Raw genomic sequence first — 24958 nt, forward strand, 5'->3', positions numbered from 1 at the left:
AGGCATACCGCGTTTTTTCAGGAGCAGGCATGACGCATTTCACCGGCACTGCAAAATCCATCCGTCTGATCGGCGGGGCCCAGGTGTTGGACTTCATCAATACCACCAACGGCCGCCGCCCTGGGTCGCCGCTCAAGGTCATGGAAGAGCGGCTTACCAGTTTTCAGTTTTTCTTTGAATGGGCGCTGCACGCCTCGTTGATCTCCGCCCAGGAGTTCGCTGAATACAAGGCCATGGTGTTTGAGTCGCCTATTTCCTACCAGCCGGATCTGGACGCCATCATTGCGTTCCGCGAATGCCTGTATGCCGTGTTTTACCCGTTGTCCTTGCGCCAGGCTGCGGCCGATGACGCCTTGCAGCAGATCAACCTGAATTTCCAGCAAGGCACCACCTGGCGGGTGCTGCGCATGGTTGATGGGACACCGGCCTGGGCGTGGAAAACCTGCACCTCTGCCCAGGAACTGAGTGCAATGTTGATCGGGCGCCTGGCGATCGAGGCCACGCAGTTGCTGGTGTCCGGTGATCTTCGCGTGCTGAAGTGCTGCACGGCCACCGACTGTGATTGGCTATTCCTGGATATCTCCAAGAACAAACTGCGCAAATGGTGCCAGATGAGCGTGTGCGGCAGCCGGGAGAAATTGAGTCGCCTTAAACAGGCGCTTTAGTTTCCAGGCAGTGGCGCGGTCGACGGGTAGCAATTGCTCCACTTAATAGGAAGCATTACTATTCACGCCCGCCTCCCCAGTGCCCTCGCGATGATCCCTCAGCCGCCCCGCAGAACAGGCTTTTTCGAGCACTACGAAGAGTTGATCGGCACCTGGACACGCCGCCTGAGAAACCGTCAGCAGGCCGAGGACCTGGCCCATGACACCTTTGTGAGAGTGCTGGAGACAAGCGCCTCCCAGGTAGAGCAACCGCGCGCTTATCTGCATCAAACTGCGCGAAATATCGCCGTGGACGCCTACCGACGCGAAGACCGGCGGGAAGCCATGGCGTTGGAAGCCGTTGATCAGAGCCAGCCCCACGGCGGTGACCCGGAGCATTTCATGCACGCGATCCAGCTGGCGGACTCCATCGAGCGGGCATTGGCCGAGTTGCCGCTCAACTGCCGCAGGATCTTTATCTGGCAGAAGATCGAGGGCCTCACCCAGCAGGAGATCGCCGAGCGCCTGGGCTTGTCCAAGAACATGGTGGAAAAGTATATGATCCGCACCCTGCGGCATTTGCGTGACCGCCTGGACGCGATGGCCCCATGACACACGCTCGCTCTGAAACAGGACCTTCCATGATGGATAACCGTGCCCGCGACGAAGCCGCGCAATGGTTTGTACGCCTGCAAGACGCTGGGTTGGACGCCACCGAGCGCGAGCGTTTCGATGCGTGGCGCAGTGAAAAGCCCGAGCACCAATATGAATTCGATGTGCTGCAAGGCCTGTGGAGCGCCGCCGACCTGGTGCCCAAGGCCCGCTTGCAGGCGTTGGGCGAGGCGCCGGCCGAGCGTCCACAACGTCGTGGCGTGTTGCGTTACGCCGTCGCGGCCAGTGTGGTTGCCGTGGCCTTGGGGCTCGGCTTGTTCAGCGGCCTTGATCATCCGAAGCCCTACCGGGCCGATTTCAGCACGCGCCTGGGTGAGCATCGCCAGGTGGCATTGCCCGACGGCTCGACGATGGATTTGAACAGCCGCAGTGTTGTCTCGGTGCACTACGAAAAAGGCCGCCGCAGTGTTGAACTCAAGCAGGGCGAGGCCATGTTCAGTGTCGAGCATGACACCCGCCGTCCCTTTGTGGTCGCCGCCGGTGCAGGGCAGGTGACGGTCACCGGCACGCGCTTTGATGTGCGTCGCGATGACGACCAGACCCGTGTGGTGGTCGAGGCCGGTACGGTGAAGGTGCAAGGGCGCTCACCGAACGAGGGGGTGACGCTGACGGCGGGGCTGGGGACCCATATCAATGACCAAGGCCTGGTGGCAGCGTCCTACGCAGTGAATGCCGAGGAACTGACGGCCTGGCGCAGCGGCAAACTGGTGTTCAACAACGCATCCCTGGGTGAAGTCGCCCGTGAGGTGTCGCGTTATCGCGAGCGCCCGTTGCGCGTCAGCACACCCGCCGTTGGCAACCTGCGACTGACCAGCGTGTTCAAGGCCAATGACACCGATGCCTTGCTCAAGGCCTTGCCCCATATCCTGCCCGTGGCCCTGCGGACCTTGCCGGACGGCAGCCAGGAAATTATTTCACGCTGAGATTCAGGTTTTTTCCGAGTTCTTCGTCTTCTCCTGCAACTGCAACTGGTTTGTATTAACAGCCGTGCACTCTTGCGATCACAGGACTAGGTTCGACGTGAAAAAACTTGCCGCCCATCACAATAAAATCTCCCACTGGGTGCCTCTGGCGCTGGTGCTCGCTGTCAGCGCCTCCCTGCCTCTGGCCTACGCTGCCGAGGGTATTCATATCCAGGCCCAACCCTTGGGCGCGGCGCTGAGCCAGTTGGGCCAGCAGACTTCCCTGCAAGTGTTCTTCAGCCCCGAGTTGGTCGCCGGCAAGCAGGCGCCGGCGGTAGACGGCAACCTTTCTCCAGAACAGGCCCTGCGCCAGCTCTTGCAAGGTAGCGGCTTGGACTATCAGATCGATGCGGGCTCCGTGACCCTGCGCCCGCTGGGCAACGGTACCGGCGAGGCCGGCGCGCCTCTGGAACTGGGCACCACCGATATCAAGGTGGTCGGTGACTGGCTCGGCGATGCCGACGCCGAAGTGGTGCAGAACCACCCCGGCGCGCGCACGGTGATCCGCCGCGAAGCCATGGTCGAGCAGGGCGCAATGAACGTCGGCGACGTACTGCGCCGCGTGCCCGGCGTGCAGGTGCAGGAAGCCAACGGCACTGGCGGCAGTGATATTTCCCTCAACGTTGGCGTACGCGGCCTGACGTCGCGCCTGTCGCCACGCTCCACTGTGCTGATCGACGGCGTACCGGCGGCGTTCGCCCCGTATGGCCAGCCACAATTGTCGATGGCGCCGATTTCCGCCGGTAACCTGGACAGCATCGACGTGGTACGCGGCGCCGGCTCCGTGCGTTATGGGCCACAGAACGTCGGTGGCGTGATCAACTTTGTGACCCGTGCGATCCCCGAGAAATTCTCCGGCGAAGTCGGCAGCACCCTGCAAACCTCGGCCCACGGCGGCTGGAAGCACATCGACAACGCTTTTCTCGGCGGCACGGCCGAGAACGGCATCGGCGCGGCCTTGCTGTACTCCGGGGTCAATGGCAACGGCTATCGCAACAGCAACAACGGCAACGATATCGACGACGTGATCTTCAAGACCCACTGGGCGCCGACCGACCAGGACGACTTCTCGCTGAACTTCCACTATTACGACGCCAGCGCCGACATGCCTGGTGGCCTGACCCAGAAGCAGTTCGACGCCAACCCCTACCAATCGGTGCGTGACTGGGACAATTTCAGCGGCCGCCGCAAGGACGTGTCCTTCAAGTACATCCGGCAGATCGACGACCGTACCCAGGCCGAAGTGCTGACCTACTATTCCGACAGTTTCCGTGGCAGCAACATCGCCAACCGCGACCTGAAAACCCTCGGCTCCTACCCGCGCACCTACTACACCTTCGGCATTGAACCACGGGTGTCCCGTGTGTTCGATGTAGGCCCCAGCACCCAGGAAGTCAGCGTCGGTTATCGCTACCTCAAGGAAGGCATGCACGAGCAGGCCACCAGCCTCAACCTGGTTAATAACGTACCGACACCGGGCGGGCAGAGTGATGGTCATGTCTACCAGGACCGCACCGGTGGCACCGAGGCCAACGCCTTTTATATCGATAACAAAGTCGATATCGGCAAGTGGACCATCACCCCGGGTATTCGCTTCGAAGACATCCGCACCGAATGGCACGACCGCCCGGTGGTTGCGTTGAACGGCACTCGCACTCAGGAAAAACGCCGCGAGATCCACAACAACGAACCGCTGCCGGCACTGAGCGTGATGTACCACGTGTCCGATGCCTGGAAACTGTTCGCCAACTACGAGACCTCGTTTGGCAGCCTGCAATACTTCCAGCTCGGGCAGGGCGGCACCGGCGACCAGACCGCCAACGGCCTGAACCCGGAAAAAGCCAAGACCTACGAGGTGGGGACACGCTACAACGACAGCGTGTGGGGCGGCGAGCTGACCTTCTTCTACATCGACTTCTCGGATGAGCTGCAATACGTCAGCAACGATGTGGGCTGGACCAACCTCGGCGCTACCCAACACACGGGTATCGAAGCCTCGGCCCACTACGACCTGTCGAACCTGGACCCGCGCCTCGACGGCCTCACGGCGAATGCCGGCTTCACCTACACCAAAGCCACCTCCGAAGGCGACGTACCCTTCAAGGGGCGTGACCTGCCGCTGTACTCCCGTGAGGTGGCCACCCTGGGCCTGCGCTACGACATCAATCACTGGACCCACAACCTGGATGTGTACGCCCAGTCCGGCCAACGCGCACCGGGTACCACCAGCACTTACGTCACCCAAGGCTCGGCGGACGGGCAGTTCGGCGATATTCCAGGTTATGTTTCGGTCAATGTGCGCAGCGGTTATGACTTCGGCGAACAGTTGTCGAACCTGAAGGTGGGCGTCGGCGTGAAAAACATCTTCGACCAGCAGCACTACACCCGTTCCAGTGATAACAATGCCGGCTTGTACCTGGGCGAGCCGCGTACGTTCTTCGTTCAGGCCAGCGTCGGGTTCTGATTCGTCCCGGTTTGGAAATATCGCAGTCCTTGGCCGGGCTGCGATTCTTCTGCCCATTTCCTACACTGTTTCGGCGCATCTTGCTGCTTGATCAGGAACCAATTCCGACAAAAAACCACACATGGGCTAGCTGACAAGCTTCGACTTCATGGTTGGAGCGCCAGGCTGAAGATTGCGCTCACCGTATTGGAGAAATTTATGTCGGTATCGATGCTCGATACACCCGTACCCACTTCATCAAACCCTGATCCCTCGCAGGTCAAATCCAGCCCTGCGGCAAACAACAGCCGTGCGGCACCGGCCGCACCCTCCTTCAGCGGTCAAAACGCTGCAAACGTCAGCTTCCCGTCCCGGGAAAGCGTGGCCGGGCCAGTGTTCGGCAGTCAATCGCCAGCGACAGCGCGTAATAGCGTTGCAGATCCGGTGGCCCATCAGAAAACCGCTCCTGAGCAGCCAGGTTTACAGGATCGATTGAGACATATTTTTGGGTTTGGGCGACCACCGCACCGTCCAGGCCCGAGCAACCCTCCGCCGCGCCCTTTCCCTACCGTGCCAGGCAGGCCTGATCCACATTATTCCCTCAAGAACAATGAACAATTGGCCGCGCAGTTGCGTGACAACTTCAATGCCTTCAGGGACCCCAGGAACCCTGGGTATATCAGCACCGACAGCATTCGAGCGATGGCGAATAAAGGGTGGTCTCCGTTTCCCAGCGTCAACGAGAACATTCGACTGGCCAAAGAACTGCTGCGACGTCCGGAACTGATGAGCGCGCTTGACCGGCACACCTCGACCGGTGCACTCGATGGTCTGATCGACCGGAATAATGTGAACGCGGTTATCTACGGACAAAACTACTTCAAATACAAGACTGACAAGGAATTGGCCGGTGAAATGCTCAAGTATTTCGAGAAGTTGAAAGGCCCCTACTCGAACCGAGAACTGCACGTCAACGACTTGAAAAACCTGGCTGACGAAAACCTGACGGGCGACTCTGACAGGGATTACCTGATCCAGTTGTCCAAGGAAATTGTAAAACGCAGTGATGTACTGAGGCAGATGGATGACCTGCTCAGCAGGCCGGGTGACGATAGGATCAGTTGGGCTGGGCTTTACTTTCTGTTCCGCTGAGCGACACCCAGGCGCCGCGAATCGGATGCGGCGCCTGCATCCATCCTTTCAGGAACTGTTTACGCCAATTCACCACATAGGTTTTATCTACCGGAATCAATCAACTCCGGCGGTTTTCAGATTCTGAGTGAGGGCTAACCAATGACTTCAACCTCGTTTCCTTCATCCCAGCCCAGTTGCCAAGAGCATTTTCGCAACCCCCCTGCAGAGGACACCACAGTGATGGAGAGGGATGCCGCCTCGCGTGATCCCTTTGCCCCTTCGAATGTACATGCGGCCGAAGCCCAGCGGATGAAGGCTTTTGTCGGCCAGCACAAATTCCAGGCGCCCGTAGCGGGTGACTTTTTCCGCGGCCTGCCGGTGGAGGAAAAGAGCTCCCATGACAATACGACTGCACTGAAAAACGCCGGTCTGCTCAATGGCCTGACCGCTTGGTGGCGCAAGCAGAAACTGGGTTGATGCTGCCGTGCGGTTACAAACACTCAAATTTTACTGGAGTCCATTTGGTCTCTCTCCGGAACCACTGTTTTCCGAGAGCCACTTAATCGCTGGCTTCCACGGAATCTAACTATGCTGGAGATGAACTATGACTGACCGGATCAATAATCTAGAGCGCTTTCCGCCTGGGTTAAATATAGCGACGGGGAACGGCCATGCCCGATACGGGGTAGATGCCCGCGCGCTGGGGAAATCGCTCCCCACGCAGCAGCCTTCATTTGATGGTAGGTTTGCGAACGGTGCCCAGCGGCATTTCGACGGTCAAAACCTCTACGGGGGCATGGCGAATGTGGGGAACCCCTATGTCAGTTCGGACGACCACCTGCTGGCGACCCAACTGAACAACGTCTTTTCCATGCTGGGTGATTTCACGAAAGATGGCCGCCTGACCCTGAGGTCATTGACGGACATCGCTAAAGAGCAACCCAGCGAGAGCAAGGTCCCCGAACGTACAATCATGCTTGCCAGGGAGATACTCAATCGCCCACGACTGGGCGACTCGATTGTTGGCAAGGGCGGTGAAATCACCCCGGACAGCCTGGAAAAAGCCGCCAGTTTGATGATTGGCAATACCAACCCCAACACTCAGAGCGCCGACCCCTACCATGCGAAAACCGACGCACAGGTGGTCCAGGCGTTCAGGGGCATGTTTGATGACTTGCGGGACACGTCGGAAGACCGCACCTTTTTTTTCGAGAAGCACCGGTATGTGAAGAAAGAGACGATTGTCGAGATGAGCAAGGACCCTGACGAAACAGACAAAAATGGTCAGGTTGTGCGAGATATGGCAACTGGGTTCCCCAAGAAGAAATACAGCGAGCAGCAGGTATACATGGCCAAGAACCTGGTCGAACGCCCCGGGCTGCTGGCTTCGCTGGACAGCACCAAGGCTAACGGAACCGACATTTTCGGCAGCCACAACGATGATGGCTGGTTAAAGAACTACAGCATTGATCGCTGGTTGCAAAACGATAAGGAAGAGAAGGGGAGATAAATCGCCCAGGCGTGAATGAGCTTCTTGAACGATTCAAGAGGCTCATGGTGTTCTTGGTTCATACCCGCAGTATTTTTCCGCTGACCGCCACCGCTACCAGCAGAACTCCGATCAACAGGAAGGCGGTTGCCAGGCTGCTGCCATGGGCAATGAACCCGATTACGGCAGGCCCGGTCAGAATGCCGGCATACCCCAGGGTGGTAATGGCGGGTACGGCAATGTGTTCCGGCATGACGTTTTGCTTGCCGACGGCGGTGTAAAGCACCGGAACAATATTCGAGCAGCCGGCCCCTACGAGGGCGTAACCCAACAGCGCCATTTCCCAGGCGGGTGATAGCGTGGCGAGGAAGATACCGGCCGCAGCCAGCGCGCCACCGGCCACGATTACCCAGGTAGCGCCCAGGCGCCGTACGATGGCATCACCGGTCAATCGCCCCGCCGTCATGGTCAAGGCGAACGCCGCGTAGCCCAGCCCGGCGTAGGCTTCATCCAGGTCGCGCTCGGCGCTGAGGAACACCGCGCTCCAATCGAGTACCGCGCCTTCGGCCAAAAACACAATAAAACACAGGCAGCCGATAAACAGCACCACGCCATGGGGAACCGCAAAGGCTGGCCCTGAGCTTTCACTGCCATAAGGCAACAGGTGGGGGCCGGCCTTGAGCAGCGCCACCACCATGACAGCGATCACCACCAGGGTCGCCTGCAGTGGCGACAGGCCCAGCCCCAGAAGCCCGGCGACACCCGCCGCGCCGACAATCCCCCCCAGGCTGAACAACCCGTGAAACCCCGACATCATGGTTTTTCCGCTGGCTCGCTCGACAATCACCGCCTGCAAGTTGACCGTGGAATCCACTGTGCCCAGGCCGGCACCGAACAGGAACAAACCGGCCATCAGCAGCGGAATCGAACTGACCGTGGCCAACATCGGCAAGGCCAGGCAGATCATGATCGTGCCGGCGGTCAGCACCCGCCGGCAGCCAAAGCGCGACGCCAATGCGCCCGCCGCTGGCATGGCGATGATCGAACCCACCCCCAGGCACAATAGCAACAGACCCAGCGTGCCCTCACTCAGGTCTGCGCGCGCCTTGGCATAGGGCACCAAGGGCGCCCAGGCGGCGATACCGAAGCCGGCGATGAAGAAAGCGATGCGGGTCGACATTTGCTCCAGGCGCCCGGGAACCACGGGCGCAGAGGTGGGGATGGCAGTCATGAAAAATCCTTGGTTTAGCGTTCAACGAACGATGTCCGGCGCGACATCCTTGCACATCAGGCCTTGAGGGGCGAGCCGGGTTCCCCTCAAGATAAGCGGCGCTGAATTTTTTTTACAATTCGGGAACGCTATAGGCGTGTGTAACCACACATGGGTTGTCGCGGGAGGCGTTCTGGAAGGTGTGTAATTGCCGTGGGAACTGGTGAACCCCGGGTTTCTCACGGTGGATTACCACCTTCCAGACCGCCTCCCACACACCCTGCATGGTGTAATACGCCGCTGGCCCAATCCTGTAGGCAACCGAGCGGACGCATCGATGAAGAGTGCAAGGCAAGTGGCGCCATGACCCAGTTCTATGACGCACGTGGCAACATTTACGGGGTCGCCAGCCCGGCTTTTTTACGACAACAGGGTATCGAGGTGCCCAACAGCGCGGCGCAGGCCGCGAGGACTCGCGAGGCGTGGGCTGCATCGGCTATAAGCTCCGAATGCGAGTGGGGTTTGACGCCGCGCGCGGTTGATGCCAAGGCCCACCGCTGTGATGGCTTGCTGGTGGGCCCGTTCCAGGCCGAGCCGCCGTTTGACCTGTTGATCGTGAACACCGACGGCTCCCTGGCCGAGCGCAGTGGCAATGGGTTGACGATTTTTGCCCAGGCGCTTACTGACCAGGGCTTGATGACCGAGGCCTGTGATTTGCGCGTGCATCATGACCAGCCTGACGGGGGGTCGCCGTTGGTGACTCGGGTCGAACCTGCCATCTATGAGTACCGCTCTGGATTCTGGCTGGCATTGGGGTTGCCCGGGTTCGGGCCGTCGGCCGTGGGTGCTCAGGGGGTTGGGCAGGTGTTCCAGGACGGCATTGAACTGAGCCATGTGAAGGCGTTGGCGGCAATCAACCCACAATGGGCGCACAGTCAGTTTGTGCGTGTGGGCAATCCTCATTGTGTGACCCTGGTCGAACACCTGTCAGCCTTGCCGGACAATCTGCAGATGCAACAGCCTGCGCTGTTTGAACCGTTGCAGGCGATTGCCTTCGCCCCCCCGGCAGGAAGCGGCGAGCCATGCTTGGCCGGAGTCAATTTGCAATGGGTCGCCAGGCAATCCGGCAACCGGGTGGTTGCCCGGGTGTTCGAGCGGGGAGAGGGCCCCACGGCATCCTCCGGCACCAGCGCCAGTGCCGTGGCCTGTGCGGCGTGGCGAGCGGGTTGGGTTGAGGGTGGTGAAGTTGCGGTGGTGATGCCGGGTGGCACTGCGCCGGTACGTTTGCATACCCAGGTCGATACGCTGCTGAGCGTCAGTCTGTTCGGGATTGCACGGCCTCAGACATGAAGTCTTTTGAACAGTTGGCGCCCTGAGTGGGTGTCAGCTGTTTCGCTATTAATTAATTGATCAGATAAAAGTTGGTGTAGGGCATTTCTTATGTTTAAGAAGTGGCTCATTGATTCGATTTATTATTTTGTAAAAGACACTTCAATCTCAGTCGTACGAAACTTCTTTTTTATTTTTTCGGGGCCGATTTTTTCCTGAAATCGCTAAGCTTCAAGGTATTCAGGCGCTTTTTCTCGGCAACTTATTTCATGTTTGGCGGGGGAAGTATCTCAGTCCGGTAATAACTATCGATATTGGCGGGTAACAACGGATGGTTAACGCGTTTGTTTCGTCACGTTTCAAATTAATCCTTCCAGGCATAAAGACTGACTTTCAAGTATTGGCGTTCAACGGTCAGGAGGTGCTTGATCAGCCGTTTTTCATCCAGGTGCAGGTGGTCAGCGAAAACCCTTCACTGGATCTGGAGTCACTGCTCCACCAGCCCGCCTACCTGGCGTTTGGCGACGCCGACGAAGGCCTGCACGGGCAGGTTTACGCGATTGGCCGCGATGATCCCGGGCGGCGGCTCACCCGTTATCACCTGACGTTGGCGCCGCATCTCGCCTACCTTGCCCATCGATGCGACCAGCGGATTTTCCAGCAGCGCAGTGTTCCGCAGATCATCGCGGCAGTCCTCGAACACCACGGCATCCTGGCCGACCGCTATGCCTTTGAGTTGGGGCCTGTGGTCTACCCGCCGCGTACGTTCTGCGTGCAATACGCGGAAACCGACCTGCATTTCATCCAGCGGCTGTGTGAAGAGGAGGGCATTCACTACCACTTCCGTCACAGCGAGCACCAGCATGTGCTGGTGTTTGGCGACGACCAGACCGTATTTCAGCGCCTGCCTGCGCAGCGTTATTCAGCTGCCGGCGGCCCGCTGGCCGAGACACGGGTTATCCAGCGTTTCGACGTACGCCTGGCGACCCGCAGCCAGCGAACGGTGCGTCGTGATCATGACTTCGAGCATCCGTCCTTATGCCTGCAAGACACCGCGGGTTCTGCCTCAGCGCAACTTGAGGACTACCGCTATCCGGCTGGGTTTACCGGCCATGCACGGGGGGCTCGCCTGGCGCGCAGGGGGTTGGAGCGCCTTCAGATCGGCGGATATCGGGCATTGGGCAAGAGCGACCAAGCGGTGCTGCGCAGTGGGCATTTTCTTGAGCTGCACGACCATCCGGATCCGGCCTGCAATGATTTATGGTTGATCACTTCGGTCCGTCACGAGGGTTATCAACCGCAGGTGCTGGAGGATGCGACTGGTGAGGTGGATACATTCCAGGGGTATCGCAACCGTTTCACCGCGACACCTTGGAGTGCACCGTATCGCCCCCCTCTCAAGCACCCCAAGCCGACCCTCCACGGCACCCAGACCGCCACGGTGACCGGGCCTGTCGGTGAGGAGGTGCATTGCGATGCATACGGCCGGGTGAAAGTACGGTTTCACTGGGACCGACTGGACAAGAGCGATGACAAAAGCAGTTGTTGGGTGCGGGTGGCATCTGGCTGGGCCGGAGACGGGTTTGGCGCAACGATGATCCCGCGGGTGGGCATGGAAGTGCTGGTGACGTTCCTGGAGGGCGACCCGGACCAGCCGCTGATCAACGGTTGCCTGCCCGATGCGTTGCACATGCCGACCTATTCCTTGCCGCAACACAAGACCCGCAGCGTCTTGCGCAGTCGCAGCACCCCGGGCGGAGGTGGCGGCAACGAATTGCACCTGGAAGACCGCCGTGGCAAGGAACTCATCTACCTTCGTGCCCAGCGGGACCTGGAGCAGCAGGTGGGGCATGACAGTCGCCTGGAAGTGGCCGGTGAGCGGCGTGAAATCATCCGAGGGTTAAGTACGGTGCACCTGGAAAGCGAGGAGCATCGTCACGTCACCGGTGACCGCAAGGTTGTGCTCAAGGCCAGCGACCATCTGGACGTTCAAGGCGACAGCCGGACCTATGTCGGGCAAACCCTGGTGATTGAAGCCGGGCAACAGGTACATCTCAAGGCCGGCGCCAGCCTGGTGATCGACGCGGGCGTACAACTGAGTTTCAAGGCCGGCGGAGAGCACCTGGTGATCCAGGCAGGCGGCATTTTCAGCAGTCGGCCCATCACCCTCGGTGGAACCCCGTCCGCGATCGGGTCGGCGAACGCCCTGTTGGTTGCGCAGAGCCCGAAAATCTCCGCCACACAGGGCGCCATCATGTACTTGGCCAGGCAACTGGATGCGGACTTCTGTCCGGTATGCGAGGACTGCCGCGAAGGCCTCTGCACCGTCGGCGGGAGGGCAGCCTGATGGAAAACCTTCCAAACCGATGGATGACCCAACAGCAGCAGGCGGGGCACAGGCTGTGCCTGATGCTTGAGGGAAAAAACGCAGCCTGTCAGCCAATGTTGGCGGCACGCGGTTTTCCAGCGTACTGCCACCTCTACGCACAAACCCCACTGGCGGAAATGGCCACGGCTGGCCCCGTGATCCTGTTGCTGGATCAGGTAGGGGAGCCCGCGTTGCTCGATCTTCTGCAAGAACCAGAGATGAATTGGGGGTGGCTGGGCAGCTTGCCGGATGCGGACCTGACGGACATGTCCCGGCATTGGCGCGACCGGCTGCTGGTCGGACCGGAGAATAACCGGACGCTATACCGCCTTCACGACAATCGTACGTTGGCGCGCGCACTGAACCATCTGGGCCTTGAACACTGGCCAGCATTCCTCGGCCCACTGATCAGTGTGTGCTACTGGCATGAAGGCAGTTGGCACCGTGGCGACAACCCAGCCCCCGGTGACTATCCGGTGCCCGAGCCGGCCCCGTGGCTGAACACGCCCAACCCGAATGCCAGCGCCATCCTGCACGCCAATATCCTGCGTTACCTGCTGGCTGAACACAGTGAAGACCTGGCGGCATTGGTTGAATTCCAAGACCCCAGGGTTTGGCTGACCCAGGTCCTTGAACAGGCTCGCGCCTGGCGATGGAGCGGCCCGGAACAACTGGAGTTCCTGGTCGTGCGACGGCTGGAAGAGGCCACCTGCAGCAGTGTGATTCGTTGGCAGCCGATGGTTGGAGAAACACCGCAGGATCACTTTGAACGAGTTAAGCAGCAGTGGCACATGTTGGAGAACAAGGATGAGTAAGCGTGTATGGGGCGTGCTGCTTGCACTGGCGATGGCGGGACTTTCGGGGTGTGCGATGAAACCGGTAGATCACTTTACGTTGGAGGTGGATTTACCTGCGGAATTTAAACTTAAAACGGCCGCCAACTATGGGCCCGCAACGGGTGAGACCTGCACCTTGCCAAGGCGCCGAGGCAAGAGGCCGGAGCGGAAGGTCTTTTTTACTGAGTACGTGCCGGTGGCGAGTCGTGCGAGTTATGAGTTGCCTCTGAGTGAAACGGTACAGGGGTGTCCGTTGGTGCTGCGAAGTGTGGATTTTGATCTTTATGCGAAGTGGGGCAAGCGGGATTCGGACGTTGGGGGGGATATAGGGGGGATTTCCATTAGGGATCATCTGGAGGGGGATAGGCCTGGAATGCCGGAGTCGGGAGTTCAGGAGCTGTCTTGGCAATGTCAGTGGTTGTTTCGGACTGCAGGTCGGAAGCACGTAATCATAAAGGTCCTTAAATGTGGATATTTGAGTGACAGTGGGGCGCTATCTAACGCTGGTACGAGAGGTGGTTTGCTGCGAGATGAACTGGGAGGACAAAAGGTACTGATAAAAGTAGGACTCAATCCCGAAGAGCGACCTTACATGGGCGATAACTGGATTCGTTTTCCTGGTGGGTGGAAGCGTTGTCTAGGGACGGATTTTGATGATCTTTATGCGTTCTGTAACGGGAATACTACCGACTTCAAGCCCATCACAATGCCCGATGGGCGTATATGCGACATCTATCCAACTTGTACTGAATAAGGATATCCAGGCATGACGATGGAAGAATGGAAGCACCCTTTTTTTGATGAAAGTATGCCTGCTTGCGCATTGCATGGAGGTTGGCTGAGTTTTTGTCTGGTGGATGAATCAGGTGATGGGAAAGCCTATGGAGGGCTTAGATATGAGGTTGTTGACAGCGCAGGGCAGCGGTACAAAGGCCATTTGAATGGAGAAGGGTTTGCACGGTTGGAGGGGCAGTGTCGCGGTCCTGTCGTGCTGGTTTTAGATGCTCCATATGAGGCACGGAGGGGCTACTATTCAACATTGCAGCAGCGAGACAGCTATCCATTACCGATCACCGATCTTCAAGTCCGAGCTGAACAAACCCGTTTTTCAAGCGTCGATGGTCGGCGAACTGAAAGCAATCCAGGACGACAGAGCTCAGATCGGTTTTACCAAGTTGAAGTAAGCGATCTGGTTCGCCATATCGCCCATCTTCCCCCCGTGGAAAAAACACCCCACCGCCCCCAGCGCCACGCATTAAAAATGATGGCCGACCTGGGCTTTGGCCCGCCCCAGCCAACCTTGTCGGGTATCGTGCTGTTCCCCAGCCAGCATACCGTTCTCGAAGTTCGACCGCTGCGAGCCCTGCGCCCGATGCTCTCCACTGAAGATGAGTTCTGTGCTTTGAACCTGTATCAGTTGGCTTTGTTTGCCGCGTTGAGTTACTGCGATTTTGGGCAGGAACCCTCAAAGAAACCCGTTGATAAAGTCCATTTCCCGCTGGACCCCAGCGTTGGGAATCTGTTTGGCAAGCAACTGTCTGGATACCGTGAAGCCTGGCGAGTTGATCCCGAGCAAACCCGGCGATTTCTCCCTCTTTATGAAGATGTCCCTTATTCCAGGCGCTTCGAAATCCTGCCCTTCGACCCTGAGTTGTACCTGCAAAATCGCCCGGAGTTGGGCGAGAAACAGGAACATCCCGCAAGCTTGCACTTCTTTGATGACGAAAAAGACGGCACTGACACCCAGGCGTTCATCACCCATCACGATGAGGTGATCCTGATTTCAGTGCGCGGAACGTTCAGCACGGCCGACGCACTACGGGATGCAAACGCCCATCAGGTTGCATTCGCCGACGGGGTCGGCAAGGCACACGAAGGTTTCTATCAGGCTTACCGGGCTGTGCGTGACTTCGTACTGCGTTACCTCAGTCAATTTCACATAGGCCAACGAATAGTCATTTGCGGTCATAGCTTGGGCGGCGCAATTGCGTTGTTACTGGCAGAAGCGTTACGTCGTATTCCTGAGCGTAACTACAACATCCTCCTCTACACCTACGGCGCCCCCCGCGCCGCCGATGCCGAGTTCACTGCCGGCGCTTCCACGTTGGTCCACCACCGCATCGTCAACCACAACGACCCGATCCCCAGCGTCCCGGCCCCTTGGATGAACACCACCGCCAAACTCTGGATCCCCGGTGCCGTCACGCTATTCAGCGCCCCCACGGCCGGGGGCCTGTTGTTCGCCGCCGGCCTGGTGCGTATTGGCGGCAACCCCTACCAACACCACGGCGATCAACAGCACTTCATGCCGATCGTGCTCCCGGACGGTACGCATTCGTCCGTGCTGTGGAAGCCGGGCTGCGAGTCCATTGAAGAAGCTGGCCGCAACCGGGCATGGCAAACGCGCGGTGACATGCCCGATCGCGAAGGCCTGATCAAACAGTTGGTGCAATACAAGCAGCATTTCATGACCGCCAGCTACATCCCCGCCGCCTGGGCGACGTTGCGTCGCTGGCAACAAGCCGTGGATAGCAACGGTCCTCTGGTGACCCAACGGGAGTTTGAACTGCTCGACCACGCCCTTGCGACCATGCGCAAGCAACTGCAAGACAAGCGGCGTGAACTGACTCGACAGCGCCCGGCCAACGACCGTGCCTATGAATACCATGAGCCGCTGAACGCTGAGATCGACCGCCTGCACACCAGTCGCGAACGCCTGCAAGCCCTGCGCTGGCGTCGTCTTGAAGCGCGTGATGTCTACGGCAGCCATAGCCATTCCTCCAACCTGCAACCCAGTCTCAAGCGCTGGTTCCGCCATCGTGAAAACCAGGCGTTGCCTCAGGTCGCGAGCATCCCTCCCGCTGCGCAGAGTGAGCTGGGGAGGGCGCAACCGCTGGATCTCGACTCGATCGTCTGACCTGGGTGCTTAGACAAACTCCACCTGCGCTGGCTGGCGTTTCATCAACACCTTGCCGTGGCGAATCGAGTACAGCGGCAGCCCTTGGCTGCGAATCACCTCGTAGTCGCTGTCGGCCGAGAGGATCAACAGGTTGGCCGGGCGCCCGGCTTCTAGGCCGTAACGGTCACCCAGGGCCATGGCCTTGGCGCTGTTGTCGGTCACCAGGTCGAGGGCGCTTTGCAGGTTGCGGTAGCCGAGCATATGGCAGATGTGCAAACCGGCTTCCAGCACGCGCAGGATGTTGCCGTTGCCCAGCGGGTACCAGGGATCGACGATGGAGTCCTGGCCAAAGCATACGTTCATGCCGGCCTCCAGCAGCTCGTTGACCCGGGTGACGCCGCGGCGTTTCGGGAAGCTGTCGAAGCGGCCCTGCAGGTGGATGCTTTCGGTGGGACAAGAGACGAAGCTGATCCCGGAGTGCCCCAGCAGGCGGAACAGTTTGGCGCAGTAGGCATTGTCGTAGGAACCCATGGCCGTGGTGTGGCTGGCGGTGACGCGGGCGCCCATGTCGCGGCTGCGGGCTTCTTCGGCGAGTACTTCGAGGAAGCGTGAGTGCGGGTCGTCGGTTTCGTCGCAGTGCACATCCACCAGGCAGCCGGTGCGTTCGGCCAGATCCATCAGGAACTTCACCGAACTCACGCCTTGGTCGCGGGTGTATTCGAAGTGGGGGATGCCACCGATCACATCGGCGCCCAGGCGAATGGCTTCTTCCATCAGTTCGCGGCCGTTGCGGTACGACTCGATGCCTTCCTGGGGAAAGGCGACGATTTGCAGGTCGATCAGGTGCGAGCTTTCTTCGCGCACTTGCAGCATGGCCTTGAGCGCCGTGAGGTCGGGGTCGGTGACATCGACATGGGTGCGTACATGCTGGATGCCGTGGGCGGCGAGGGCCTGGATGGTCTTTTTGGCGCGTGTCCTGGTGTCTTCCTCGGTGATGGTGGCCTTGCGTTCGCCCCAGCACTCGATGCCTTCGAACAGGGTGCCGCTCATGTTCCAGCGTGGTTCGCCGGCGGTGAGGGTGGCATCGAGGTGAATGTGCGGTTCGACGAAGGGCGGTATCACCAGGTTGCCGGCTGCGTCCAGATCATTGGGCCCCACTGCCGGCGCTGTTGTTTGTGGGGTGATGCTGGCGATCCGGCCGTGTTCCAGGTGCAGATCATGCAGGCCTTCACGGTTGCGCAGGCGGGCGTTGATGATGTGCATGGGCAAGTTCCTCTTGGCTAAAAACAATCAGGCAGACAGCCGCCAGATCATCAGGGCGATGCCGATGTCCAGGCGGTCATAAGCGTTATCCAGTGTCAGACCGCACAGGGCTTCGATGCGCTGGACACGGTGCGTCAGGGTATTGCGGTGCAAGGCCAGGCGCTGGGCGGCAGCCACAAGGTTACCATTCTCGTGAAACCAGGCTTCCAGGGTCGGCATCAGGCTGGGCCCGTGGTGCAGGTCGTGACGCAGCAGCGGGCCCAGGCGTTCATTGAGGAACTGGTCGAGCAGGGCGCGATCACGCACACCGCTGAGCAGCTTGAGCACGCCCAGTTCGTCATACACGCATAGCCCGGCACGCTCGCTGAAGCGTCGTGCCGCCACCAATGCCTGGCGTGCTTCGTCCTGCGCCTGGGCCAGGCGCGCGGGTGGGTGTGCAGCGGCGCTCAGGCCGATAAACAATTTCAGCGGCGCCAGGCGCAGGTTGAGCGGGTTCAGCCAGTTGGCCAGTTGCTGGCGGTTGGCCAAGGCCGTGACGGCATCCGGTGCCGGCAGCAGCAGGGTCCATTGTCCGGCGCGCCCCAGTACCGGCAGCACCGCCGATAATTGACGCAAGCGCCGACTGATAGCGTCGTGTTGCCGCGCCAGCTGCGCCTCCACCTGTGCCGCGTCCCCCTGGGCAAACAGCAGCTCACTGCCTTCCAATTGCAGTTGGGCGACCTGCCAATGCCCGGCCAGTGGCATATTCAATTGCACGGCCCGATGCAGCAGCAAATCCAGGGATTGATAATCCCCGGTCAGCAAGCGCTCCAGCACGTCGTGCCGCGAGCGTCCCAGTTGCTCGGACTGGATCAGCGCCGAACCAATCGCCTGGGTCACCAGCACCATTTTCAGCGAGTAGGGCTGCTCGATCAGCGGCATGCCGGCGGCTTCGGCGGCGTCGAGCAATCGCTGGGGAATCGCCTGGATATACGCCGCTCCCGTCAGGATCACCAACCCGGCCACTTGACGCTGGCAGGCTTCGTCCAGCAGTTGCAGGAGGTTGGCCTCATCCCGAGGATGATTAATGCCGGTGACGAACACCAGTTCACCGCCCAGCACCCACTCGGCGATCCCGCTGTTTTCCGCCACATAAGGCCAACGCACGACGTTATCCAGGGCGGCAGCGCCGGCGCGCAGGCGCATGGATTCCAGGCCCGGCAGCGCCAGCACATCCGCAATCGTCAGGCTCATGCCCGGGCATCAGCCAAAGGTACACGCAGCACGGCGGTGAGCGCGACGTAGGTCAGCGACGCGGCAGCGATGCCCACCAACGGCGCGACCCACGGCGAGTTGAACGCCAGCACGGTACCCACCGCGTACGCCACCAGCCCGGCCCAGTTGAAGGCTGGCAGGCGCGCATCCGCCAGGCGCGGGTAGTGGCCGCGCCAGCGGTAGAAGAAGTCCGCCATGATCACCCCGCCAATCGGCGGAATCACCGTGCCCAGCAGGATCAGGTACGGCACCAGCATGTCGTACATGCCCAGCAACGCCAGCAAGGTGCCGATCACCGCACCCGCCAAGGTCACGGTTTTGCGGCGCTTGGTGCGCAGCAGGTTGCAACCGGCCACGGCGAAGTTGTAGATGGTGTTGTCCTGGGTGCTCCAGATATTGAGCAGCAACATGGCCATTGCCGCCATGGCGAAGCCTTGCAGCAGCAACACTTCGACCACGTCGGGCTGTTGGTAGACGATCGCGCCATAGGCGCCGATCAGCACCATCAAACCATTGCCGATAAAGAACCCGATCAGGCTGGCCAGCACCGCGACCTTGGCCGAGCGGGAAAACCGCGTCCAGTTGGTGGCCTGGGTGGCGCCGCTGACAAACGTGCCGAACACCAGGGTGATCGCCGTGGACAAATCCAGCTCGCCGGTCGGCACCACCGCCAGCAGCCCGTCCAGCCCGCCGACTTTCACCGTGGCGACCCACATCGACAGCAACAGCAACAGGCCCATGGCCGGCACCGCAATGTAGGAAAGAATCTCCAGCCCGCGATAGCCCACGTAGGCCGTGGCGCAAAACACCAGGCCGAACAGCACCATCAACGCCAGCACGCTGCCCTGGCTCAGCTCGAAATACTTGCCCAGCACCACGGCCGCCGTGGCGGTGCCCCAGGCGTACCAGCCGATCTGGGTGAACCCGAGGATCAAGTCACTGAGCTTGCTGCCCACCTCGCCAAAGCAGAAACGGCCCATCAACACCGAGTTCAACCCGCTCTTGAACGCGATGTAACCCAGGCCTGCGGCGTAGATACCCAACAGCAGGTTACCCAGGGCCACCACGCCGAGCATCTCGGTGAAACTGAACGCCACCCCGAGCTTGCCGCCGGCAAACATGGTCGCGGTAAAAAAGGTAAAGCCCAGCAGCACCATGGCGGTCGACGCCAGGCCTTTGCGCGCATGCATGGGGACTTCGCTTAAGGGGTAATCGTTGCCCGGTTCTTGCTGCGTCATGTGCGTGCTCCCTGAATGAGTGACGCAGGCCCGTTGCACCGGGCGTGCCAAATCACCGGCAGTGACAGGCGCACGGTCGCCACTGTGCACCGTGCACAGTATTTATAGCCAAACAGGTGGGGAATGCAGGCGGGAGTGTTCGTTGTGCCCAGGCGGGCACGAAAGCGGTGCAGCAGTGATACAAATTGGATCAGTCGAACAGCGTCTGCGTGGTCTCGCCGCGATGAAAGGCGAACGCCGCCTCCAGATCACTTTCGATGGTGCGCCCACGGGACAGCGGCGGCAGCTCGTCCAGGCTGAAAAAGCCCACCTCGGTGGTCTCGAACCCGGCCACCGGCGCCAGTTGATCCACCCGTTCACACAGGAAATACAACTTGTAGAAATCCCGCACGTCCGGCCGGTACAGCCCCTTGGCCTTGTGGGTGACGCTATACAGTGCACGCGCAGTAACGCTCAGGCCGGCTTCCTCGCGAATTTCCTTGATGATGTTTTCCGCCGCCGACAACCCGATATCGGCATAACCACCGGGCAGCGCCCAGCAACCGTCGGTGGCCTCGCGCACCAGCAGAATCCGCTCACCCTCGATCACCGCGCCACGCACGTCGATCATCGGCGTCGAATAGCGCTGGGCGAAATCCGACACCAGCCCGGTGATACGCTCCAGGGGCACATTGCCTAACTGCGCCAGCATGCTGTGGGCAATCTCGGCGATTTCTTCCAGGCGTTCGCGCTCGAAATCATCGGTGCAAAAGTGCAGCCCCGTGGAGGCCAATGCTTGCAAGCGTTTGGCCTGGGCCAGCCAGGTAGTTTCCATGGACATCTCCTCGGTCGCGAAGAAGGGCAAGGGTGGAAGGGTGCTACGGGAGGCACAAAAAAACCACCGCGAGGGTGGTTTTTTAACAGCGCAGGCTTACTCGCCGCGATAGATGCAGCCACTGGTGCAGGTCTCGTGGATACGGATCGCACTGAGCTCCGGCAGCAGCGGCTTGAGTTCAGTCCAGATCCACTTGGCCAGCACTTCGCTGGTGGGGTTTTCCAGGCCTGGGATGTCATTGAGGTAGTTGTGGTCGAGGCGTTCGTAGAGCGGCTTGAAAATCGCCTTGATCTCCGAGAAGTCACGAATCCAGCCGGTATGGGGATCCAGGTCGCCACTCAGGTGGATCGCCACCTTGAACGAATGCCCATGCAGGCGCCCGCACTTGTGGCCTTCCGGTACGTGGGGCAGGCGGTGGGCGGACTCGAAGGTAAACTCTTTGAAGATTTCCACAGTATTTTCAGCTCGGTCAGGTATCTGGCAGGCGGCGAGTTTAACAGCTTGATCCCATGCCGCGCATACCGCTGGGTCAAAGCGCCTGCAAGCGCTCGCCCAGGCCACCGTTATCGGCCAGTTGCAGAAACTCATCCCCCAGTCGCCGGCTCTCGCTCATCGCGGTTTGCCAGTACTTGTTGCGGCTCGGGTCGTCGCCCATGAAGCGCTTGAAGTCGCTGCGGTCCGGCAGTTTGCCGTGGGGCAGGCGGGCCAGGTAGTCCTTGGACGGTGCCAGCAGCAACACATCCTGCAAGCCTTGCGGGTTGCTGCGCCGCCATGGCAGGCCCTTGTCGAACCAGCCGGGGATGACCCGGTCGGTGAAGTGCGGGTACAGCACGATGTCGTCGCCGTGGTAGGGCAGGTCGAGGTGGTAGTCCAGCAGGCCGCCGTCGCGGTAAGTGCCGGTGCCGGCTCCGGGCAGGTCGCGCACGCCTTGCATCACCATGGGGATCGATCCGGACGCCAGCAGCGCCTGGCGCAGGTTGCCCATGTCCAGCGCAAGGAAGCGCGAGGGGAAATCCTTCAGCGGGTGCACCGGCGGTGCCTGGCGTGGGTCGTGGATGATCAGCCGCTCGAAATGCCGCGCCAGCCGTGCACGGCCGCGCAGGTTGTCGGCAATCACCGAGGACAGGCCCAAACCCAGGCGCCCGCGGTGGTCATCGGCGAGCAGGCCGTGGCTCTTGACCACCATGATGTTCAGTCGGTAGTCGGGGTTGTCCAGCACCCGCGCATCGCGGCCGGCCAGCAGGTCGTCGAGCATGCGCTGGCAGCTGTGGCTGACTTCGGCCATGGTCACGCCTTTGGCAAAGCGTTGTTCGTTGTACAGGCGGCCGAGGTCCAGCAGGCCTTGCACCGGGTCGGGCAAGCAGGCGCTGGCAAACCGCCAGGAACCGATCGATGCACCGATCAGCGCCCGCTCCCGTGGCGCACGCGGCAGCCAGTCGCCGAACAGCGCCAGGTCCAGGCCCTGGATCCCCAGCGCCTTGGGGCCGCCGGCCGCTCCGGGGAGTATGCCGACATCCGCAGGCTTGAGGCCCTGTTCGCGAATGCGCGCAAAGGCGCGTTTGCCGGCCTTGAGGGTCAGGGCGGGGAACTTGATGTGGATGGCTGTCATACCGGTCTCTGTTGAAGCGAGGTGCAGGCGCAAGCGTGCTCGCGAAAAACGTTAACGATACCGCGTGAATCCTGAATAAGCATCGTAGCCTGTCGCACGTGCTGGAAATTGCCATGGTGGCAATTCAGTTTCAGTTAAGTTGCAGCCGCTACCGTGGCCGGTGTAGGAAAAACATCGTGTAACGGAGACTCATCATGAAACGCCTCACTGCTCTGGTCGCCGCCGCTATCATCGCCTCCACGGCGACCCACGCCGGAGCCGTGGAACCCGACAAACCACTGACCGTGCCCGCCACTGTTACAATTGTTGCGTTCGACCAGCTCGAAGCCACAGCCCTGGCCCTGCACCCCGGTTCAACACTGCTGGACACCGACCTGGACGAGGCTTACGGCAAGTATGTCTATGAAGTCGAACTGCAAGATGCCGACGGCATTGAATGGGAGGTCGAATTGGACGCGCTCACCGGGCAGGTTCTCAAGAATCATCAGGATACGTAATGAAGGTAAATTTACGCGCCGGCAGTCGAGTGGCGTTGGTGCTGGTGGTGTTCTGCTCAGGCTTGCAGGCCCGCGACCTCAACCAGGACGAAGCCTTGGCGCTGCGCCAGCAGGGGGTGATCCTGCCTCTGGAGCACCTGTTGCAGCAGGCCATGGCGCGGTATCCCGGCTCGCGCCTGCTGGAAGCCGAGCTTGAGAAAAAGCACGGCCAATATGCCTACGAAGTGGAACTGGTGACCACCGACGGCGTGGTGCGCGAGATCAAACTCGACGCCACCAACGGTGTACTGATCAAAGATGAGGAAGACTGATGCGCCTGCTCCTGGTGGAAGACAACGTACCCCTGGCCGATGAACTGCTGGCCGGCCTGCAGCGCCAGGGTTATGCGGTCGACTGGCTGGCCGACGGCCGTGACGCCGCGTATCAGGGCCGCAGCGAACCCTACGACCTGATCATCCTCGACCTCGGCCTGCCCGGTTTGCCCGGCCTTGAGGTGCTGGCGCAATGGCGCGCCGCCGCGTTGGCCACCCCGGTGTTGATCCTCACCGCCCGTGATTCCTGGGCCGAGCGTATCGAAGGGCTCAAAGCCGGTGCCGACGATTACCTGAGCAAACCCTTTCACCCCGAAGAGCTGCACCTGCGCATCCAGGCACTGCTGCGCCGCTCCCACGGGCAGGCCAACCAACCCACCTTGCAGGCTGCCGGCCTGCACCTGGACGAAGGCCGCCAGTGCGTGCTGCGCGATGGCGACGAGATCCAACTGACCGCCGCAGAATTTCGCCTGTTGCGCTACTTCATGCTGCACCCCGAACAGATCCTCTCGAAAAGCCACCTGGCCGAGCACCTGTACGACGGCGAGACCGAGCGCGACTCCAACGTGCTGGAAGTGCACGTCAACCACCTGCGCCGCAAACTCGGGCGTAGCGTGATAGAAACCCGGCGCGGCCAGGGTTACCGGTTTGGCGCCAGCCCTGCATGAAGTCGATTCAGCGCCGCCTGAGCCTGGGCCTGATCAGCGTGATGGTGATCGTCGGCGTGGTGCTGGCGCAAACCAGCCTGTGGTTGTTCGAGGCCGGTTTGCAACGCTACCTGGAAGCCGGGTTGCGCAACGATGCCGAGAACCTGCTGGTCGCCCTGGTACGCGGGCCCAACGGTGTGCAACTGGATGAGCAGCGCCTGTCGCCGGCCTACCAGCGGCCGTTTTCCGGGCATTACTTCCGTATCGATTTTGCCGACACTCACTGGCGCTCCCGTTCGCTGTGGGACCAGGAATTGCCCCGACTGCCGGAGGCCGGGCTCAAGGGCAACCTGCAATTGGGGCCCGAAGGCCAGCAATTGCTGGTGCTGCGTTCGGACTACAAGCGCTTTGGCCAATCGATTTCCATCAGCGTGGCCCAGGACTACACCCCGGTGCGGGAAAGTTTTCGCCTGATGCGTCGGATCGGCCTGGTGCTGGGGCTGGCGGCACTGCTGCTGGTGTTGTTTTTGCAGCGAGTCACCGTACGTCGCGCCTTGCGCCCGCTGGAAAACGCGCGTAACCAGATCGCCCAACTGCAACAAGGCCAACGCTCGCAACTCGACACCCAGGTGCCGCTGGAACTGGAACCACTGGTCGCCCAGATCAACCACCTGCTGGCCCACACCGAAGACAGTCTCAAACGTTCGCGCAATGCTCTCGGCAACCTTGGGCATGCGCTGAAAACCCCGCTGGCGGTGCTGTTGAGCGCCGCCTCGAGCGAGGCGCTCAAGGATCACCCCGAACTGAGCAAACTGCTGCGCGAACAATTGGAGCAGGTGCAGCAACGCCTCAACCGTGAACTCAATCGCGCCCGGCTGGCCGGCGAAACCCTGCCGGGTGCCTTGTTCGACTGTGAACAAGAACTGCCCGGCCTGCTTGCCACCTTGAACATGATCCATGGCGAACACCTGGACCTCAGCTACCACGTCGCGCCGGGGCTGCAATTGCCCTGGGACCGCGAGGATTTGCTGGAGCTGCTCGGCAACCTGCTGGACAACGCCTGCAAATGGGCGGATGCCGAGGTGCGCTTGACGGTCGCCGAGACGCCGCACAGTTACTTACTGACGGTGGAAGATGACGGCCCCGGCATTCCGGAGGCCCAACGGGACCAGGTCTTCAGCCGGGGCGCACGCCTGGACGAACAGATCGACGGCCATGGCCTGGGGTTGGGGATCGTGCGCGATATTGCCGAGGTGTGGGGCGGGGTGTTGCAGTTGCAGGACAGCGAACTGGGCGGGCTCAAGGCGCTGATCGAATTACCCAAGCGCCATGGCTGAGA

The 24958-nt window shown here is 60.6% G+C and carries 23 protein-coding genes; 16 read left to right on the forward strand and 7 right to left on the reverse strand.

Annotated features, from left to right (window positions below; genetic code table 11):
* Positions 1-29 precede the first annotated feature (29 nt).
* From J3D60_RS00095 to J3D60_RS00125, 7 genes are all read left to right on the forward strand, one after another.
* Positions 30-665 (forward strand): CGNR zinc finger domain-containing protein, encoded by a 636-nt coding sequence (locus J3D60_RS00095; RefSeq protein ID WP_065939391.1) that lies wholly within the window; start codon positions 30-32, stop codon positions 663-665.
* A gap of 90 nt (positions 666-755) precedes the next feature.
* A complete protein-coding gene (locus J3D60_RS00100) occupies positions 756-1256 on the forward strand; it encodes a sigma-70 family RNA polymerase sigma factor (RefSeq protein ID WP_065939390.1) in 501 nt (166 codons plus the stop codon).
* 29 nt (positions 1257-1285) lie between these two features.
* On the forward strand, positions 1286-2239 hold the full coding sequence (locus J3D60_RS00105; protein ID WP_253488562.1) for a FecR family protein: 954 nt from the start codon (positions 1286-1288) through the stop codon (positions 2237-2239).
* A gap of 97 nt (positions 2240-2336) precedes the next feature.
* Positions 2337-4742, forward strand: coding sequence for a TonB-dependent receptor (locus J3D60_RS00110; protein ID WP_253488564.1), 2406 nt, complete (start codon positions 2337-2339; stop codon positions 4740-4742).
* A 198-nt stretch (positions 4743-4940) separates the two neighbouring features.
* On the forward strand, positions 4941-5873 hold the full coding sequence (locus J3D60_RS00115) for a type III secretion effector protein (RefSeq protein ID WP_253488566.1): 933 nt from the start codon (positions 4941-4943) through the stop codon (positions 5871-5873).
* Between the two features lie 141 nt (positions 5874-6014).
* Positions 6015-6332 carry a type III secretion protein gene (locus tag J3D60_RS00120; RefSeq protein ID WP_253488568.1) on the forward strand — a complete coding sequence of 106 codons (318 nt, stop codon included), beginning with the start codon at positions 6015-6017 and terminating at the stop codon, positions 6330-6332.
* A gap of 127 nt (positions 6333-6459) precedes the next feature.
* On the forward strand, positions 6460-7365 hold the full coding sequence (locus tag J3D60_RS00125; RefSeq protein ID WP_253488570.1) for a hypothetical protein: 906 nt from the start codon (positions 6460-6462) through the stop codon (positions 7363-7365).
* Between the two features lie 58 nt (positions 7366-7423).
* Here J3D60_RS00125 and J3D60_RS00130 read toward each other — a convergent pair whose 3' ends face one another.
* Positions 7424-8575, reverse strand: a complete 1152-nt coding sequence (locus J3D60_RS00130) for an MFS transporter (protein ID WP_065939386.1) — start codon at positions 8573-8575, stop codon at positions 7424-7426.
* A 342-nt stretch (positions 8576-8917) separates the two neighbouring features.
* On the opposite strand from J3D60_RS00130, the gene J3D60_RS00135 reads away from it, so the two are divergent.
* The 5 genes from J3D60_RS00135 (at position 8918) to J3D60_RS00155 (ending at position 16004) form a co-directional block, all read left to right on the forward strand.
* Positions 8918-9904 carry a diaminopimelate epimerase gene (locus J3D60_RS00135; protein ID WP_253488572.1) on the forward strand — a complete coding sequence of 329 codons (987 nt, stop codon included), beginning with the start codon at positions 8918-8920 and terminating at the stop codon, positions 9902-9904.
* A gap of 310 nt (positions 9905-10214) precedes the next feature.
* A complete protein-coding gene (locus tag J3D60_RS00140; protein ID WP_253488574.1) occupies positions 10215-12230 on the forward strand; it encodes a type VI secretion system tip protein VgrG in 2016 nt (671 codons plus the stop codon).
* Entirely contained in the window at positions 12230-13066 is an 837-nt protein-coding gene (locus tag J3D60_RS00145) for a DUF4123 domain-containing protein (protein ID WP_253488576.1), read from the forward strand. The genes J3D60_RS00140 and J3D60_RS00145 overlap by 1 nt, the downstream gene beginning before the upstream one ends.
* Positions 13059-13841: a hypothetical protein gene (locus J3D60_RS00150; protein ID WP_253488578.1), complete on the forward strand. Its 783-nt coding sequence runs from the start codon at positions 13059-13061 to the stop codon at positions 13839-13841. Before J3D60_RS00145 ends, J3D60_RS00150 begins: the two co-directional genes overlap by 8 nt.
* A gap of 12 nt (positions 13842-13853) precedes the next feature.
* A complete protein-coding gene (locus tag J3D60_RS00155; RefSeq protein WP_253488580.1) occupies positions 13854-16004 on the forward strand; it encodes a lipase family protein in 2151 nt (716 codons plus the stop codon).
* Between the two features lie 9 nt (positions 16005-16013).
* Here the strand turns inward: J3D60_RS00155 and codA are convergent, their stop codons facing one another.
* From codA to J3D60_RS00185, 6 genes are all read right to left on the reverse strand, one after another.
* Positions 16014-17249 (reverse strand): cytosine deaminase, encoded by a 1236-nt coding sequence (gene codA, locus J3D60_RS00160; protein ID WP_027603134.1) that lies wholly within the window; start codon positions 17247-17249, stop codon positions 16014-16016.
* Between the two features lie 27 nt (positions 17250-17276).
* Complete coding sequence (locus tag J3D60_RS00165; protein ID WP_253488582.1) at positions 17277-18482, reverse strand: PucR family transcriptional regulator ligand-binding domain-containing protein; 1206 nt, start codon at positions 18480-18482, stop codon at positions 17277-17279.
* The gene (gene codB, locus J3D60_RS00170; RefSeq protein WP_065939378.1) at positions 18479-19741 is read right to left on the reverse strand and encodes a cytosine permease; all 1263 of its coding nucleotides are present in this window, start codon (positions 19739-19741) and stop codon (positions 18479-18481) included. The genes J3D60_RS00165 and codB overlap by 4 nt, the downstream gene beginning before the upstream one ends.
* Positions 19742-19931: 190 nt before the next feature.
* The gene (locus J3D60_RS00175; protein WP_027603137.1) at positions 19932-20555 is read right to left on the reverse strand and encodes an NUDIX hydrolase; all 624 of its coding nucleotides are present in this window, start codon (positions 20553-20555) and stop codon (positions 19932-19934) included.
* Between the two features lie 96 nt (positions 20556-20651).
* Entirely contained in the window at positions 20652-21008 is a 357-nt protein-coding gene (gene queD, locus J3D60_RS00180; RefSeq protein ID WP_003237990.1) for a 6-carboxytetrahydropterin synthase QueD, read from the reverse strand.
* Positions 21009-21084: 76 nt separating this feature from the next.
* Positions 21085-22164: a patatin-like phospholipase family protein gene (locus J3D60_RS00185; RefSeq protein ID WP_253488584.1), complete on the reverse strand. Its 1080-nt coding sequence runs from the start codon at positions 22162-22164 to the stop codon at positions 21085-21087.
* Between the two features lie 194 nt (positions 22165-22358).
* Here J3D60_RS00185 and J3D60_RS00190 point away from each other — a divergent pair, with 194 nt between their 5' ends.
* Genes J3D60_RS00190 through J3D60_RS00205 form a run of 4 tightly spaced genes read left to right on the forward strand, consistent with a single transcriptional unit; the run spans position 22359 to position 24956 of the window.
* Positions 22359-22661, forward strand: a complete 303-nt coding sequence (locus tag J3D60_RS00190; RefSeq protein ID WP_253488586.1) for a PepSY domain-containing protein — start codon at positions 22359-22361, stop codon at positions 22659-22661.
* Positions 22661-22972, forward strand: a complete 312-nt coding sequence (locus tag J3D60_RS00195) for a PepSY domain-containing protein (protein ID WP_065939374.1) — start codon at positions 22661-22663, stop codon at positions 22970-22972. The genes J3D60_RS00190 and J3D60_RS00195 overlap by 1 nt, the downstream gene beginning before the upstream one ends.
* The gene (locus J3D60_RS00200; protein WP_027603141.1) at positions 22972-23640 is read left to right on the forward strand and encodes a response regulator transcription factor; all 669 of its coding nucleotides are present in this window, start codon (positions 22972-22974) and stop codon (positions 23638-23640) included. The genes J3D60_RS00195 and J3D60_RS00200 overlap by 1 nt, the downstream gene beginning before the upstream one ends.
* Complete coding sequence (locus J3D60_RS00205; RefSeq protein WP_253488588.1) at positions 23637-24956, forward strand: sensor histidine kinase; 1320 nt, start codon at positions 23637-23639, stop codon at positions 24954-24956. Before J3D60_RS00200 ends, J3D60_RS00205 begins: the two co-directional genes overlap by 4 nt.
* Positions 24957-24958 lie beyond the last annotated feature (2 nt).

The organism is Pseudomonas sp. S3E17, from assembly GCF_024168685.1.
Taxonomy (GTDB): domain Bacteria; phylum Pseudomonadota; class Gammaproteobacteria; order Pseudomonadales; family Pseudomonadaceae; genus Aquipseudomonas; species Aquipseudomonas marginalis.

Bases quoted from the DNA above. Each gene is read 5' to 3' on its own strand.
- J3D60_RS00095 (WP_065939391.1), top strand. From the start codon at position 30: ATGACGCATTTCACCGGCACTGCAAAATCCATCCGTCTGATCGGCGGG.
- J3D60_RS00100 (WP_065939390.1), top strand. From the start codon at position 756: ATGATCCCTCAGCCGCCCCGCAGAACAGGCTTTTTCGAGCACTACGAA.
- J3D60_RS00105 (WP_253488562.1), top strand. From the start codon at position 1,286: ATGATGGATAACCGTGCCCGCGACGAAGCCGCGCAATGGTTTGTACGC.
- J3D60_RS00115 (WP_253488566.1), top strand. From the start codon at position 4,941: ATGTCGGTATCGATGCTCGATACACCCGTACCCACTTCATCAAACCCT.
- J3D60_RS00120 (WP_253488568.1), top strand. From the start codon at position 6,015: ATGACTTCAACCTCGTTTCCTTCATCCCAGCCCAGTTGCCAAGAGCAT.
- J3D60_RS00125 (WP_253488570.1), top strand. From the start codon at position 6,460: ATGACTGACCGGATCAATAATCTAGAGCGCTTTCCGCCTGGGTTAAAT.
- J3D60_RS00130 (WP_065939386.1), bottom strand. From the start codon at position 8,575: ATGACTGCCATCCCCACCTCTGCGCCCGTGGTTCCCGGGCGCCTGGAG.
- J3D60_RS00135 (WP_253488572.1), top strand. From the start codon at position 8,918: ATGACCCAGTTCTATGACGCACGTGGCAACATTTACGGGGTCGCCAGC.
- J3D60_RS00140 (WP_253488574.1), top strand. From the start codon at position 10,215: ATGGTTAACGCGTTTGTTTCGTCACGTTTCAAATTAATCCTTCCAGGC.
- J3D60_RS00145 (WP_253488576.1), top strand. From the start codon at position 12,230: ATGGAAAACCTTCCAAACCGATGGATGACCCAACAGCAGCAGGCGGGG.
- J3D60_RS00150 (WP_253488578.1), top strand. From the start codon at position 13,059: ATGAGTAAGCGTGTATGGGGCGTGCTGCTTGCACTGGCGATGGCGGGA.
- J3D60_RS00155 (WP_253488580.1), top strand. From the start codon at position 13,854: ATGACGATGGAAGAATGGAAGCACCCTTTTTTTGATGAAAGTATGCCT.
- codA (WP_027603134.1), bottom strand. From the start codon at position 17,249: ATGCACATCATCAACGCCCGCCTGCGCAACCGTGAAGGCCTGCATGAT.
- J3D60_RS00165 (WP_253488582.1), bottom strand. From the start codon at position 18,482: ATGAGCCTGACGATTGCGGATGTGCTGGCGCTGCCGGGCCTGGAATCC.
- codB (WP_065939378.1), bottom strand. From the start codon at position 19,741: ATGACGCAGCAAGAACCGGGCAACGATTACCCCTTAAGCGAAGTCCCC.
- J3D60_RS00175 (WP_027603137.1), bottom strand. From the start codon at position 20,555: ATGGAAACTACCTGGCTGGCCCAGGCCAAACGCTTGCAAGCATTGGCC.
- J3D60_RS00185 (WP_253488584.1), bottom strand. From the start codon at position 22,164: ATGACAGCCATCCACATCAAGTTCCCCGCCCTGACCCTCAAGGCCGGC.
- J3D60_RS00190 (WP_253488586.1), top strand. From the start codon at position 22,359: ATGAAACGCCTCACTGCTCTGGTCGCCGCCGCTATCATCGCCTCCACG.
- J3D60_RS00195 (WP_065939374.1), top strand. From the start codon at position 22,661: ATGAAGGTAAATTTACGCGCCGGCAGTCGAGTGGCGTTGGTGCTGGTG.
- J3D60_RS00200 (WP_027603141.1), top strand. From the start codon at position 22,972: ATGCGCCTGCTCCTGGTGGAAGACAACGTACCCCTGGCCGATGAACTG.
- J3D60_RS00205 (WP_253488588.1), top strand. From the start codon at position 23,637: ATGAAGTCGATTCAGCGCCGCCTGAGCCTGGGCCTGATCAGCGTGATG.